Annotated in this window: 13 protein-coding genes; 10 read left to right on the forward strand and 3 right to left on the reverse strand. The window is 63.4% G+C overall.

The features are described from left to right. Nucleotides 1–165: 165 nt before the first annotated feature. From V9F06_11035 to V9F06_11080, 10 genes are all read left to right on the forward strand, one after another. Nucleotides 166–660, forward strand: coding sequence for a carbonic anhydrase (locus V9F06_11035; protein ID MEI2618136.1), 495 nt, complete (start codon nucleotides 166–168; stop codon nucleotides 658–660). Nucleotides 661–1,478: 818 nt separating this feature from the next. Next, complete coding sequence (locus V9F06_11040) at nucleotides 1,479–2,078, forward strand: helix-turn-helix domain-containing protein (GenBank protein MEI2618137.1); 600 nt, start codon at nucleotides 1,479–1,481, stop codon at nucleotides 2,076–2,078. A 120-nt stretch (nucleotides 2,079–2,198) separates the two neighbouring features. After that, nucleotides 2,199–4,007 carry an ABC transporter substrate-binding protein gene (locus V9F06_11045; protein ID MEI2618138.1) on the forward strand — a complete coding sequence of 603 codons (1,809 nt, stop codon included), beginning with the start codon at nucleotides 2,199–2,201 and terminating at the stop codon, nucleotides 4,005–4,007. Nucleotides 4,008–4,066: 59 nt separating this feature from the next. Continuing rightward, nucleotides 4,067–4,993 (forward strand): nickel ABC transporter permease, encoded by a 927-nt coding sequence (nikB, locus tag V9F06_11050; GenBank protein ID MEI2618139.1) that lies wholly within the window; start codon nucleotides 4,067–4,069, stop codon nucleotides 4,991–4,993. A gap of 32 nt (nucleotides 4,994–5,025) precedes the next feature. Continuing rightward, complete coding sequence (gene nikC, locus V9F06_11055) at nucleotides 5,026–5,931, forward strand: nickel transporter permease (GenBank protein ID MEI2618140.1); 906 nt, start codon at nucleotides 5,026–5,028, stop codon at nucleotides 5,929–5,931. 86 nt (nucleotides 5,932–6,017) lie between these two features. Beyond that, nucleotides 6,018–7,412, forward strand: a complete 1,395-nt coding sequence (locus V9F06_11060; protein ID MEI2618141.1) for a serine hydrolase domain-containing protein — start codon at nucleotides 6,018–6,020, stop codon at nucleotides 7,410–7,412. A 169-nt stretch (nucleotides 7,413–7,581) separates the two neighbouring features. Next, nucleotides 7,582–7,902, forward strand: coding sequence for an XdhC family protein (locus tag V9F06_11065; protein ID MEI2618142.1), 321 nt, complete (start codon nucleotides 7,582–7,584; stop codon nucleotides 7,900–7,902). A gap of 3 nt (nucleotides 7,903–7,905) precedes the next feature. After that, nucleotides 7,906–8,664 (forward strand): XdhC family protein, encoded by a 759-nt coding sequence (locus V9F06_11070; GenBank protein MEI2618143.1) that lies wholly within the window; start codon nucleotides 7,906–7,908, stop codon nucleotides 8,662–8,664. Continuing rightward, entirely contained in the window at nucleotides 8,661–9,755 is a 1,095-nt protein-coding gene (locus tag V9F06_11075; GenBank protein ID MEI2618144.1) for an NTP transferase domain-containing protein, read from the forward strand. The genes V9F06_11070 and V9F06_11075 overlap by 4 nt, the downstream gene beginning before the upstream one ends. 75 nt (nucleotides 9,756–9,830) lie before the next feature. Beyond that, nucleotides 9,831–12,137, forward strand: coding sequence for a xanthine dehydrogenase family protein molybdopterin-binding subunit (locus V9F06_11080; GenBank protein MEI2618145.1), 2,307 nt, complete (start codon nucleotides 9,831–9,833; stop codon nucleotides 12,135–12,137). A gap of 899 nt (nucleotides 12,138–13,036) precedes the next feature. Here the strand turns inward: V9F06_11080 and V9F06_11085 are convergent. From V9F06_11085 to V9F06_11095, 3 genes are read right to left on the reverse strand one after another with little or no spacing between them, the layout of a single operon-like run. After that, a complete protein-coding gene (locus V9F06_11085) occupies nucleotides 13,037–13,171 on the reverse strand; it encodes a CcmD family protein (GenBank protein ID MEI2618146.1) in 135 nt (44 codons plus the stop codon). 5 nt (nucleotides 13,172–13,176) lie between these two features. After that, nucleotides 13,177–13,953 carry a cytochrome c biogenesis protein CcsA gene (gene ccsA, locus V9F06_11090; GenBank protein MEI2618147.1) on the reverse strand — a complete coding sequence of 259 codons (777 nt, stop codon included), beginning with the start codon at nucleotides 13,951–13,953 and terminating at the stop codon, nucleotides 13,177–13,179. Between the two features lie 6 nt (nucleotides 13,954–13,959). Beyond that, entirely contained in the window at nucleotides 13,960–14,619 is a 660-nt protein-coding gene (locus V9F06_11095; protein ID MEI2618148.1) for a heme exporter protein CcmB, read from the reverse strand. Nucleotide 14,620 lies beyond the last annotated feature (1 nt).

Below are 14,620 nucleotides of genomic sequence, written 5' to 3' on the forward strand. Positions count from 1 at the left end.
AACTAACCGGGGCGGCCAATTGGTCGCCCCGGTTTTTCATCTCCTGCCACAGGCTCGTGTTGTCATACATCTGGCCGCCGCTTCGTCGCGGTGTGACAATACGCTGGTTGTCGCCCTGGCGATTCCTGCCAGAGCCCTCTCCCGTGACAACGAAAGGACGGCACGATGACCCTGATGGAACACCTGCTCTACGCGAACGAGCGATACGGCGAGACATTCAGGGAGGGAAAGCTCCCTCGCACTCCGCGCCTTCAGCTCGCCATTCTCACCTGCATGGACTCGCGAATCGACCCCGACCGGATCCTCGGCCTCCAGGAGGGCGACGCCCATGTCATCCGCAACGCGGGAGGCCGAGCCAGCGATGACGCCATTCGCTCGCTCGTTCTGTCCTATCGCCTGCTCGGCACCCGCTATTTCCTCGTCATTCACCACACCGACTGTGGCATGACCAAGATCACGAACGATCGCATGCGCGACGAACTCCTTCAGGATCTCGGCGCCGATGTCTCGCACATCGACTTTCTGCCCATCACCGACCCCGACGAAACCGTTCGCGCCGATGTCGAAGCGATCCGATCCTCTCCGATGGTTCGCGACGACATCCGTGTCAACGGCTTCGTCTACGATGTCTCAACTGGCCTCCTCCACCCGGTTATCTGACGCGCAAAACGCTGCCTGCCGACCAACGCCACGCGATCTGACACGACGCCGCCACAACCGCTATGCGCGCCGATCAACCGGGCGACCTCCGGCGGCGTCGAGTCTCAGTCTTCGTGCATCGACAGGCATAAAGCCTCAGGACGGCAGCCTCCCTGTCCCTTGTTATCCTGAGTGTTCCGACCAGCGTGATGTGTCCTGCACTGTGGTGCGACCGCCACCACCGCTCGTTGTCATTCCGAGCCGCAGCCGAAGGATCTCCCTGCGTTCGGTCGCGGCCGACGGGGAGGAACGGATTCTTCGCTGCGCTCAGAATGACAGAATCGGGGAACCCGCGAGAATCACAGAATCAGTGCGGTTGACTACTCAGTGTTCCGACCAGCGTAAAGTGTCGGTGTTGGTTGCGGCCGCCACCCCTTCCTCTGTCATCCGACGTCCAGAGGGCACCCGGCAGTGAAGGATCCGTTTCCCTCGTCTATACACCCAGCAGCGGGGAGGACGGATGTTTCGCTCCGGGTGCCCTCTGGGCGACACATGACAGGGCGGCTGGGTAGTTGTCAACGAGTCACTTTACGCTGGTCGGAGCACTGAGGCGGCGGCCGAAGGATCTCCCCACCGATGGTCGCGGACAGAAGGGGAGATTCCTCGTTGCTCGCGCGCCCCCTGGGCAGTGAATAACAAGTGGCTCTCGCACTATGCTGCGTGGCATTTCATGCTGGCCGTTGCGCGCAGCCACGTAGCCCGCCTCATTGACACCGTCCACCCGGATACCTATACTTCGTCAAATGGATTTGACCATTCCAAACCCTACGACGAAGGTGATGGTGGACGCGGATTTGACGCCATTCGAACCAGCCGATGAATACGTGATCGACTCAATCGAAAAGTTGCGCGTCGTCTCGAATCCGCTCCGAATGCAGATCATCAATACCCTCATACCCGCGCCGCGAACTGTCAAAGAAGTCGGCGACCTGCTCGATATCAAGTCGAATACTCTCTACTACCATGTCGGCGAGCTCGAAGCCGCTGGCATGATTGAGCTCGTTGGCGCGATCGTGAAATCCGGCATCCAGCACAAGTACTACCGGGCGAGCGGTCGCTACTACCGACTGCTTCCATCCCTGCTTCACATCGATGGTGAGCCCGACGAGCGCCGCGCGGGCGCAGATTTTCTCGCCGGCGCAATCGAAGTCTCCGCCCGCAATCTCCGCCGATCGGTGCATGCGGGGGCCGTCAAGGAACATCCCGATCTACTACGAGTATCTCGACGAACAATCCGCACAACCCCGGAGCAGGCGATGGCGCTTCGTGAACGTGTCGGAGTCCTCGAACGCGAGTTTATCGCTGCCGATGACCACGACGCGCCCCTGCGGATTGAGTTTCAGTTCGCGCTATTCCCTGCTCTCGAAGACAAGCGGTAGCCCCGAGCAACGCGGCAACCAGCCGGAAAGGATGGGTCACAAGCAGACGCAACTACAGCGCGAGGCCGGCCAGCCTCTATCTGTATCTTGAGGGACGCGTGAGGTAAACGAGGAGTGAACATGTCAGACACGAACAATACCCAGATCGAGCCTGGAACCCAGGTGAAGCGCCGCACGTTGCTGCGGTTCGGCGTCGTTGGCGCCGGCATGGCATTGGTCGCGCCGCTGCTCGCGGCCTGCGGCGGCAGCTCCAGCACGAGCCCCACCGCGACGACCGCTCCAGGCGGAACCGGCGCGACTCCAGGCGCCGGGGCCACCGTCGCTCCGGCTGAGACCCCCGCTGCCGGCGGGTCGGAATCCAGCCCGACCACCAACGCCGGAACTGGCAGCACCGAGACTGTCGATCGCACAAAGGTCGGCGGCCAGCTGATCCTTGGTCGCTCCGGTGACTCCGACACACTGGACCCGCAGCACACGACCGCCGCAATCTCACACCAGGTCTTCTCACAGATTTACGACACGCTGATCGGCCGCAACATGAACCTCGAGTTCGAGCCGATCGTCTCCGAGAGCTACGAGGCCGCCGCGGATGGCCTCAGCTACACGTTCAAGATTCGCAAGGATCTCAAGTTCCACGACGGCACGCCCCTCAATGCCGAGGCCGTGAAGTTCACGTTCGACCGCGTCACTGACCCCAAGACTGCCGCCCCGAGCGCCAGCTGGGTCGACGCGATCGCGAGCACCGATGCGGTCGATGAGGTCACGGTTCGGATGAACCTCAACAAAGTGTTCTCGCCGCTGCTTGGCAACATCTCGATCGCTTACTTCGGCATCCTGTCGCCGGCCGGCGTCGAGAAGCATGGAGACGACTTCGGCAAGAACCCTGTCGGGTCCGGCCCGTTCGTCTTCAAGGAGTGGGTGCCCGGCGAGCGCATCACGTTGACCCGCAACGAAGACTATGTGAATGTCCGCAGCTATAACGACAACAAGGGCGCTCCGTATCTCGAGCAGCTCGTTTTCCGTAACATGCCCGAAGAGCAGACGCAGGTCGCCGCGATGGAGACGGGCGAGATCAATCTCCTCGCGACGCCGGCCCAGCAGATCGCCCGGTTCGACGGCAAGAGCGACTACACCCTGTTGAAGCCCGATCAGTCCACGTCAATCTCGTTCCTTGAATTCTCTCTGGTCGAGACCGACGGTAAGCTCAGCTACATGGCCCCCTTCGATGACCTGAAGGTCCGCCAGGCAGTTGCCTATGCCATCGACGCCGACACGATCATCGAACGAATTCTCCAGGGCACTGCCGTCCGCAACTACGGGGTTATGCCGACCGGTAACTGGGGCTATACGCCCGACCTCGAGAAGTTCGGCTATCACTACGACCCCAAGAAGGCCAACGACCTTCTCGATGAGGCCGGCTGGACGAAGAGCGGAGATGTCCGTCAGAAGGACGGCAAGAAGCTTGAGTTCGTCTTCTGGACCTGGAACGCGACGACGCAGGAACGCATTGCCCAGGTGATTCAGGGGCAGCTCGGCGAGGTTGGCATCAGCGCCAAGCTCGAGACGATGGAGGTTGCCACCCTTCTCGCCCGCCTCAAGGAGAACAGCTCCGCGATGGATCTGATGGGCTGGGGCTGGTCGGAGTCAGATCTCCTGTTCATGATGACGGATGGCGACGGGCAGTTCGGTCTGTACCAGAAGTACAACCCCGATTACGCCAAGGCCGTCGTCGCTGGCCGCAGCACCTCCGACATGGATGAGCGCGCGGCAGCCTACCTCGAGGCGATGAAGATCGTCCTCGCCGACTGCGCTGCTGTGTCACTCTGGAGCGCAGTGACGGTGTGGACCGTGCGCAGCGCCAGCATCAAGGGCGTACACCTCGGCGCACAGGGCGCTGTGACGTACCTGGACGCGTATCAGGAGCTCTAAGAGAATCGCAGGCGGCCCGGTCTCGCGCGAGATCGGGCCTCTTCGCCCTGGAAGGTCAGATGGCTAAGTTCATCCTCGTCCGTCTCCTCGGAACGATTCCAGTGCTCCTGGGCGTCAGCATCCTCGTCTTCTCGATGGTGCGCCTTGTGCCGGGCGACCCGATCGACATGATGTTCTCCAACCTCGCCCCGCCGAGCCCGGAGCAGAAGAAGGCTATCCGCCACGACATGGGTCTTGATAGACCCGTCTATCTCCAGTACGCATCGTTCGTCAGTAACGCCCTGCGTGGCGACCTGGGCAAGTCGTACCGCACCAAACGCCCGGTCTCGGAAGAAATTCGCAACCGGCTGCCAAATACGATCAAGCTCACCCTCGCCAGCCTCGCTGTCTCAACACTCATCGGCGTCGTCGCTGGCGTCGTCGCTGCAACATTCAAGAACACCTGGATCGACTTCGTCAGCATGGTGGTTGCGATCATCGGCGTCTCGATTCCCGGCTTCTGGCTCGGACTCATGATCATGATGCTCTTCTCGGTGAAGCTCGGGTGGTTCCCGGTGGCCGGCGCGGAAACCTGGAAACATCTCGTGCTACCAACGATCACGCTCGGGGTGCTCGCCTCGGCGATCCTGGCCCGCATGACGCGCTCGGCGATGCTCGACGTGCTCAATCAGGATTATGTCCGGACTGCCCGCGCCAAGGGCTTGCGCGAGTGGCGGGTCATCATGGGCCACGCCTTCCGCAACGCCCTCGTCCCGATCATTACTATTCTCGGCCTCCAGATCGGCGGTCTGCTCAGCGGCGCGTTCATCATCGAGTCCGTCTTCGCCTACCCCGGCATCGGCATGTTGGCAGTCCAGGCGCTCGCTACCCGCGACTTCCCGCTTATCCAGGGCATTGTCCTCCTCGTCGCGGTGATCTACGTGCTGGTCAACCTCGCCGTCGACATGCTCTACAGCGTGTTCGATCCGCGCGTTCGGAACAGTTAGTCATGGCCAACGAAAGAGGAAAGCAGGCAACCATGGCTGATGCCACCAACGCAGTGGTGCAAAGCACTGACACGACGCTGAAAGACCCACGACTGGCGCGCTCACCCCGACAGATCATCCTGGGTCGGATACGCGAGTCCCGTCAGGCAATGGTTGGACTGGCGATCGTCGGCCTTCTCATTCTCATGGCGCTGCTCGCGCCGATCCTCGCGCCGGCCAGCCCGACCAAGCAGAACCTTCTCGATCAGTTTCTGCCGCCGAGCAGCGCGCACTGGTTCGGAACCGATGAGTTCGGGCGCGATATCCTCAGCCGTATCGTCTTCGGTGCCCGGATCTCGCTTCAGGTTGGCATTATCGCGGTCGGCATCGCGATGGTCGTCGGCACCGTTGTCGGCCTGATCGCGGGCTACTACGGCGGCTGGTTCGACATGCTCAGCCAGCGGCTGATCGAGATCATGCTCGCCTTTCCCGGCCTGCTCCTCGCGCTGGCGATCGTTGCCGTGCTCGGAAACGGTATCCAGAACGTGATGATCGCGGTCGGCATCGGCTCGATCCCGTCCTACGCCCGGCTAGTTCGGGCACAGGTGCTCGCCGCCAAAGAGCACGAGTATGTCGAGGCCGCGCGGGCAAGCGGCGCAGGCGACGTTCGTCTTCTTGCCAAACACATCTTTCCGAACGTCACTTCCTCACTGATCGTCCTCGCCTCGCTCGGCATCGCGGGCGCGATCCTGTCGGCGGCGGCGCTCTCGTTTATCGGCCTCGGCGCACAGCCGCCAACGCCCGAATGGGGAGCGATGCTCAGTCAGGGTCGCGACTTCCTGCGCGACCAGTGGTGGATCACGACATTCCCCGGTATCTTCATCGCCGTCACCGTTCTGGGGTTCAACCTGCTCGGCGATGGTCTACGCGATGCATTCGACCCGCAGAGTGATCGCTGACTGTTGTGGCGGGCCACGTTACCGGCCACAACGGAAGTCCGCAGACTGGTGCGGACCACCAGACACCAATTACGGAAAGGGATTGCATGGCAACTGAGAACAAACCCGAGAAACAGCCGCTGGACTGGGCCGCCTACACGGGTCTGGCTCCGCTGGCCAACGATCTGCTGGCGCACTGGAATGTCCCGGGCGTTGCAGTCGGCATTCTGCGCGACGGCCAGATCGAGACGCACGGCTTCGGCCTTGCCAATATCGAGACCCAGCAGCAGATGACCGCCGACCATCTGCTCCAGATCGGCTCGATCTCAAAGGTCTTTACCACCACCCTCGTCATGCGGTTGGTCGGAGAAGGCAAGCTGGACCTCGACACGCCGGTTCGCGAATACCTGCCCGAGCTCGAGCTCGAGGACGCCACGGCGCTGGAGACGATCACCCTCCGTCATCTGCTCACCCACACCAGCGGTATCTTCGGCGACTTCTTCGAGGACTTCGGCGTCGGCGACGATGCCCTTTCGAAGGCGATTGCCAAGTACGGCACGCTTCGTCAGCTCACCGCCCCCGGGGAACTCTGGAGCTATTGCAACAGCGGCTTCAACCTCGCTGGCGCTGTCGTTGAGAAGATCCTCGGCGTCCCGTTCGAGCAGGCGATGCACGAGCAGATCTTCCAGCCGCTCGGCCTCGACCACTCGTTCTTCTTCGCCGCCCAGGCGATTGTCTATCCGGTTGCTGTCGGCCACGTCGAGACCGAGCCAGGGTCCGACGAGATCGCTATATCCCGAGGCTACGCGCTTCCGCGTGCCGTCAACCCGGCCGGCGGGATCATCTCGACCGTTAGCGACTTGCTCGGCTTCGCCAGATTCCACATGGACGACGGCAAAGTCGGCGACGATCAGATCATCCCGGCAGACGCTATCCACGCCATGCAGGAGATTCAGGTCAAAGCCGCGAACTTCACCCAGTCCTGGGGCATCGGCTGGGACATCAAAGACCTGGACGGCGTCCGCGTCATCGGCCACGGCGGCACGACCAACGGCTTCCAGGCTCGACTTAGCGTCGTCCCGTCCAAAGGCTACGCCGTCGCCACTCTGACCGACGGAGATAGCGGCTGGGCGGTGAATGCAGCCATCGGCGACTGGGCGCTGAGCCAGCACCTCGGCCTCTCCGACCCCACGCCGGAGCCGATCGAGCTTACCGACGCCCACATCGCAACGATGGCCGGCGTGTACGAGAGCCTGATGGCCGTTATGACTATCTCGCCAGACAACGACTCGTTCCGCATCAATGCCAAGACAAAGGTGAACCCGCTGTCCGCAGAAGAGCGGGAACTGCCGGCGTCGTGGATGAAGCCGATCAGCGATCGGGAATGCATCTTCACCGGGGGCGCTGCCGCCGGCATGCGCACCGACTTCATCATCGGCGATGACGGCGCGACCCGGTTCGTCCGCTTCGGCGGCCGCCTTTATGACAAGGTCGCCAGCTAGCTCACGCTCTCTCGATCCTCTCGCCGCCCCGGAGCTGTTTGTGGCTCCGGGGCAGTGTCATCTCCCCAGGATTCGATTCCCGACTTCGCCAGTCGGGAATGTTTGAATCCCCTCAGACGCTATACAATGCAGAAGGCGTGTACGCGACTGATCCGAGGGGAGCACTATCATGCGCGATGTCCTGGAATATATCGATGAATGGACCCGCGAGGGGGAGCAGATCGCTCTGGCGACCGTCGTGGGCGCGGCCGGCTCGACACCCCGTCCCGTCGGCGCCAAGCTCATCGTCACTCGCTCCGGTCGGATGCAGGGCTCCGTCAGCGGCGGCTGCGTTGAGGGCGCCGTCATTCAAACGGCGATGGAGGTCCTCGAATCTGGCACGCCACAGCTCGTCCACTTCGGCATCTCCGACGAGATGGGCTGGGAAGTCGGCCTTTCCTGCGGCGGTGAGATCGACGTGTTCGTCGAGCCGCTCGAGACGAGGGGCTAGCCCATGAATCTCGAAACCTTCGAGCAGCTTGAGCAAGCGATCCAGTCCGATACCCCCGCAGTCATGGCGACCATCGTGGCCGGCCCGGCGCTCGGGAATCAGCTCCTCTACATCCACCCCGACCGATGGATCGGCTCTCTCGGCGCAGCCGACACTTCTGACATCCGTGACCGCATCCGAGCGATCGTCCGCGACGGCGGCACGACGCAAGCAGAGCAGAACGGCAACAGCCTCTTCGTCGAGGCCCACCTGCCTCCTCCTCATCTCGTCATTATCGGCGGCGTTCACATCGCGATGCCACTCGTGAGCTTTGCGAATACGCTCGGCTACCAGACAACAATCATTGATGCTCGCAGCCAGTTCCTCACCGAGGAGCGCTTCGCGCATGCCGGCCGACTGATCGACGCCTGGCCCGATGAGGGTCTTGCCCAGCTTAATCTCCACCCCGGTGTCGCCGCCGTCTGTCTGGCGCACGACCCCAAGTTCGAGGACCCTGCGCTTGAGGCGCTGCTGCGAAGCGATGTCGGTTACATTGGCGCGATGGGCAGCCGCAAGACGAGCGCCGAGCGGCGCGAACGCCTCAAGCTGGCCGGCTTCACCGACGAGCAGCTCGATCGTATCTACGGCCCGGTCGGCCTCAACATCGGCGCGAAGTCGCCCGCAGAGGTGGCTCTCGCCATCATGGCCGAGATTGTTGCCGTTCGAAACGGCAAAAGCCCCCGCCAGACAAATGTCATGGTCGGCGCAAAGTCCACCGCGTGACCGACGCTCCGGTCGCAATCATCGTCCTGGCCGCCGGGACCTCATCGCGGCTGGGGCAGCCAAAGCAGCTCCTGCTGGTCTCCAGTCAGCCGTTGCTCGAACGCACACTGGATGTCGCCCGCCATTGGCCTCGCGGTCCACGCATCGTCGTCCTTGGCCACAAGGCCGGGGAGATCCGCGCCACAGTCAACACCGAGGGTTACCAGGTTGTCGTCAATGCCGCCTACGCAAAGGGGCAGGCGTCATCACTTCACGCCGGCCTCGCAGCGCTGCCGAGCGATTGTTCCGCCGCGATCGTGATGCTCGGCGATCAGCCGCTCGTCCAGCCGTGGCTTCTGGAGAAGCTGGCCGCAGACTTCAACCCGACCACGCACTCAGCAGTCCGGCCGCGGTATGCCGACGGCGCTGGCAACCCCGTCCTGCTCTCTCGCTCGCTCTTCCCGGACTTGTTGGCCTTGTCCGGCGACGTCGGCGCGCGCGACGTTCTCCGCGCCCACCACAACCGCGTCCACGAGGTGGACTGGAGCCGCCAGCCCGCGCCTCGTGACGTTGACACCGCCGAGGACCACACCACCCTGCTGCTCGACTGGGCCTCGCTCGGCGCTCCAGACACCCCGCGATACTGCCAGCGCTGCGCTGCCGAGATGGAATACCGCAAACGCCACGGCCGTCTCCGCCCTGTCTGCCCGAATTGTGGCTTCACCTTCTTCACCGACCCCAAGCTCGCCACCGTCGTGGTCGTCGAGGTCGACGGTCGCGTCCTGCTGCATCGCCGTGCGATCAACCCCGCCCGCGGCAAGTGGACCCTCCCCGGCGGCTATGTCGACCGTGGCGAGGCCATTGAGGATGCTGCACGCCGCGAGGTCTTCGAGGAGACCGCTGTTCGGGTCGACGACGTGCAGCCACTCGGCCTTTTCTCCGAAGCAGGAGAGACCGTCGTCCTCGCTGCCTTCCACGCCACCGCAAACGGTCAGACGCCACAGCACTCACGGGAGAGCCTCGAGATCCACGCCTTCGACCCCGACGATCTCCCACCGCTCGCGTTCCATCGTGACCAGCGCATCATCGACCTCTGGCGCGCAATACGTTGACCACACCCCCGACCTCGGGGACAATACCTCCATCCGCGCCACGCGGCGCGACGATTATCTCGCGAGGAGGCAGCGATGGCAGGCGCGACGACTGACGGACGTTACGTTGGGCAGCCGCTGCGCCGGCAAGCAGACCGCAAGCTCGTCACCGGCCACGGGTCGTTCGTCGACGATGTCCAGCCAGATGGATGCCTCCACATCGCATTCGCCCGCTCTCCCTTCGCCCACGCCGAGATTGTGGCGATCGACACGGCTGCTGCCGCAGCTGTCCCCGGAGTCGTTGCCGTCATCACCGGGGCCGAGGTCGACAACTGGCTCGCGCCGCTCCCGATTCACGACCCGCAGTTCTTGCCCAACCGTCCGATGGCGCGCCGCTCGCTGGTTATCGACAAGGTCCTCTTCGCTGGCGACGCGATCGCCGCAGTCGTCGCCGAATCCGCCGAAATCGCGCACGATGCCGCCGAGCTCATCGAGGTCAACTACCGCGAGCTACCGGTCGTCACGACGCCTGCCGCCGCGATGGTGTCCGATGCGCCGCGCCTGTACGAAGCCTGGGATTCCAACGTCGCCTACCACCTCCACGCCGGATCCGGCGATATCGACGTCGCGATGGCCGACGCCGCCTGGCGTGTTCCTCTCCGGCTCGTCGTTCCGCGCGTCGCATCCGTCTACGTCGAGCCCAAGGCTATCCTCGCCGAACCCGACGCACAGATGAACAAGCTCACCGTCCACGCCTCGACACAAACCCCACATGGCCTGCGCTCCCAGATCGCCAGCGTTCTCGGCATGCCCGAGCACGCCGTCCGGGTCATCGCGCCAGATGTCGGTGGCGCGTTCGGCACCAAGGGTCGCCATGCCCCCGACTATCTCTTCACTTCCGCCGTTGCCCACCGTCTCGGCCGGCCGGTCAAGTGGGTTGAGCTCCGCGGCGAGTATTTCCACATCGCCAACCAGGGCCGCGATCAGGTCCAGGAGCTCGAGGCAGCAGTCGCGCGCGATGGCGCGATCATCGGCCTCCGTGTCCGCGTTCTCGTTAACTGCGGCGCTCACAATGCGTCGACGCACGGCCAGCGAACGCTGATGATGTCGAGCGGCGCGTATCGCATCCCGAACCTGGTCACCGACGTCTATGGCGTGATGACGAATACCACCCCGACTGGACCATATCGCGGCGCCGGCCGTCCCGAGGCGGCCTACATGATCGAGCGGCTGATCGACGAGATCGCTCGCGTCACTGGCATCGAGTCACTGGAGTTACGCCGCCGGAATTTCATCCCGGCCAATGCCTTCCCATACCGCGCAGCCACAGGCACGGTCTACGACTCCGGAGATTACGCGCACGCCCTCGACGTCGCGCTCGCCCGGCTTGACTACCCCATCGCTCGCCAGGACATTGAGCGCAGGCGCGCCGCCGGCGAGATCGCGGGTATCGGTGTTGCCGTCTTCGTCGAGCCGTCTGGCGGCGGCTGGGACAGCGCCGAGGTCCGCGTCGCGCCATCCGGCGCGGTGACCGTTGCTGTCGGCGTCTCGCCACACGGCCAGGGCACCGACGTCGGCATCGCCCAGCTTGTCGCCGACGAGCTCGGCGTCTCGATAGAGCAGGTAAGCACCCGACACGGCGACACCGACACCACCCCGCAAGGCATCGGCACGTTCGGCTCCCGCAGCCTCACGCTCGGCGGCGCGGCCGCCGTCGTCGCCAGCCGCAAGATCGTCGACAAGTTGCGACGTATCGCCGCCGGCTTGCTCGAAGTTGCGCCTGACGACGTTACGTACCGGGCCGGCGTCGCCAGCGTGTCCGGCGCGCCCGATCGCAACGTCCCCTTCAAGCGCCTCGCCTCCGCTGCCTACAACCCCGGCAACCTGCCGGTCGGCGTTGAGCCAGGGCTTGACGAGAACGCCTTCTACCTGGCTGAGAACAACCAGTTCCCATTTGGCGTCCACATCGCCGTCGTTCGCATCGACCGCGACACTGGACGTCCCACCGTCGAGCGCTTTATCGGGGTCGACGATTGTGGCAACGTCGTCAATCCACTGATGGTCGAAGCCCAGGTCATCGGCGGGCTTGCCCAGGGTTTCGGCCAGGCCCTCTGGGAAGAGGTCGTCTTCGACGCCGATGGCCAGCTCATCACTGGTTCGCTGATGGACTACGCCGTCCCGCACGCCGATCAGCTGCCGAACTTCGAGCTCGATCACACCACCACGCCAAGCCCCGGCACTCCGCACGGCGTCAAGGGCGTCGGAGAGGCCGGCACCACCGGCTCCCCGCCGGCCATCGCCAACGCCGTCCTCGACGCGCTCCTCCCCCTCGGCGTCACCGCGCTCGACATGCCGTTCACCGCCGAGAAGATCTGGCGCGCGATCCGAGAGGCTTCCGTCTGACCCAACGAACCGACGAAGCGGCACAGCCACCTACTGGTCATCCCCAATGCATCAACCCAGAAGCTGTATCGAGTGACAGCCTGCCCAGTCTCGTGTCATCCTGCGTTGCGGCCCGCACTGGAAGTGGCATCGGCATCCGTTCCTGTGTCCTGTCGTTCCGGGCCGCAGCGACGAGTCTCGCCTGTTTTCTATCACGGCCAGCCGGATGAGATCCTCCGCTTGCCTAGTGTCCGCCGGGCAGAGGATGACCGCACACGTGATTAGCTTTGCCAAAAGACACATTTGCTGCGACTGACTACCGGGTGCGCACGCGAACGATCTCCCCCGCACCACTGTGGTCGAAAGGCGGGAGAGGCTCCTCGATACGCGTGCGCACTCTGGGCGGAGGATGACATCAGGCGGGGCGCTATCACAGCCGCTACGGATATGCTTTCCTGTCCCCGACACCGATGCGTACTCCGGTGATGACTGGCAACGCACAGGGTGTCTATTGCGGAATGGATGCTGAAACCCGTACGCCGCAAATGGAGCCGCTGCCGCCACTCGGTTGAGACGACAGGACGTTCGGTCTGCGAAGGATAAGATGTCGGCAACCTGCGCAGCATCCATCTGGGCTCGATTGTATGAACATGCGGGCTACGGAGGTTCGTCGTGGATCTGGTACTTCCCAGGTCCTTTCGGAGCATATGGATACGGCACGGGGTGGGCAGTCGGCTGAGTTGGGAGTTCGGCCAACCACAAGGCATCATCGGCAAAAACCAGCAGTGGGTCAAACTGCTTCGGGTGGGAGTTCTGGACGGATATCAGTTTCGACGGATCGGCGTATGGATGTGCGAGCCGCCTGATGCCTGAGCACCGACTGGCCTCACCCACGCTTGGTGATGTTGCAGGCAGACATGCTACCGCTCGTCGTCCAGCGACTCAACTTCGTCGCGCAGCGCCCTCACCTGTTGTCCCAGATACAGGAGGTACACGGCGATCGCCAGCCAGGTGATGCCGAACGCAGCGAACAGGTAACCCAGGTTATTGTCCATCGTTCCTATGCCTCCGAGCCGCCGGATACGTCGCCGGCCCGCGCGAGCGCCGCCGGCTGTGGCGCCAGCAGTGCGTCCATCTCGCGATCGGCCAGCCTGTCCCGAACAACTTCGATCCGGATCTTCTGAATCAGCAGGTAGACGAATAGCAGCGTGAACCCCGTGAAGCAGACCAGTAACGTCCAGAGCATCTCGTTCGGCAGATTCGGCCCACCAGTATTCAGCACGACAGGCTGCGGGTGGAGCGTCCGCCACCATTGCACCGAGAGGTGGATGATCGGCACATCCACCGCGCCAATAATCCCCAGCACGGCTGCGTAGCGCGCGCCTCGCTCCGCGTCAGCCGCGTACGACCGGATCATGAAGTAGCCCAGATAGATAAACCACAGGATCAGTGTCGTCGTCAGCCGCGCGTCCCATGTCCAGAACGTGTTCCAGATCGGCCGGCCCCACAACGACCCGGTGATCAGCACCAGCGTTGTGAACAGGAATCCCAACTCGGCCCCAGATCGTGCCAGCCGATCCCAGCGCATATTCCGCTTCCAGAGATACCCGACGCTGCCAACGAAGATCACCCCGAACGCCAGGTACGACAGCCAGGCCATCGGCACGTGGACGTAGAAGATGCGTTGCGCCTGCCCCTGCACCGAGTCCATCGGAGCGTAGACAAACGCCATGAAAATGCCAATCGTCAGCACCGCGACAGTGACCGCCCCGAGTGCCTGGACCTTCAGGTCCGACTTTCGGGCGCGCGCGGTTTGACCAGCTCTTGATTCACTCACAATAGATCATTCCTCGAGGACAAGGTCGAAGACGACGTACGCGATAGCGACGAAGATCGCATCGAACGCCGCAAGGAGATTAAACCACGGCCAGGCGTCACCGAGGTTCCCTTCGAACACCAGCGTCGTCGCCCTCACACAACCGATCACCACTGGTATGGCCAGCGGAAAGAGCAACAGCGGCATCAGAATCTCTCGCGAGCGGCTCCCAGCCGCGAGCGCCGAGAACAATGTACCCAACCCGGAGAACCCGATCGCTCCGATTAGCGCAATCGCCACCACCATCGGCCGCAGCGCCGGCAGGTCATATAGCGCCGCGAACACCGGCAGCGACACCAGCTGCACTGCCAGCACAAACACCAGGTTCGAGATCAGTTTGCCCAGGAAGATCGTCCCGCCGTCCACCGGGCAGAGCATCAGCCCCTCCAGCGTTCCACGGTCGCGCTCGACCGCCAGCGAGCGCCCCAGCCCAAGCATCCCGGCAAACAGATAGGCGATCCAGAGCCCGCCGGCCCCGCTCGCCTCGCGTCCAGCTCCGGTCAGGTCGAACGCGAAGTTCAACGTCACAATCGTAATCAGGGCAAACACCAGCATCGCCCCGAGGAACTCTCGTCCTCGCGCTTCGACCACCAGGTCCTTCCAGACCAGCGCCCCGACCCGTCGCATC

Source organism: Thermomicrobiales bacterium (genome assembly GCA_037045155.1).
Taxonomy (GTDB): Bacteria; Chloroflexota; Chloroflexia; order Thermomicrobiales; family CFX8; genus JAMLIA01.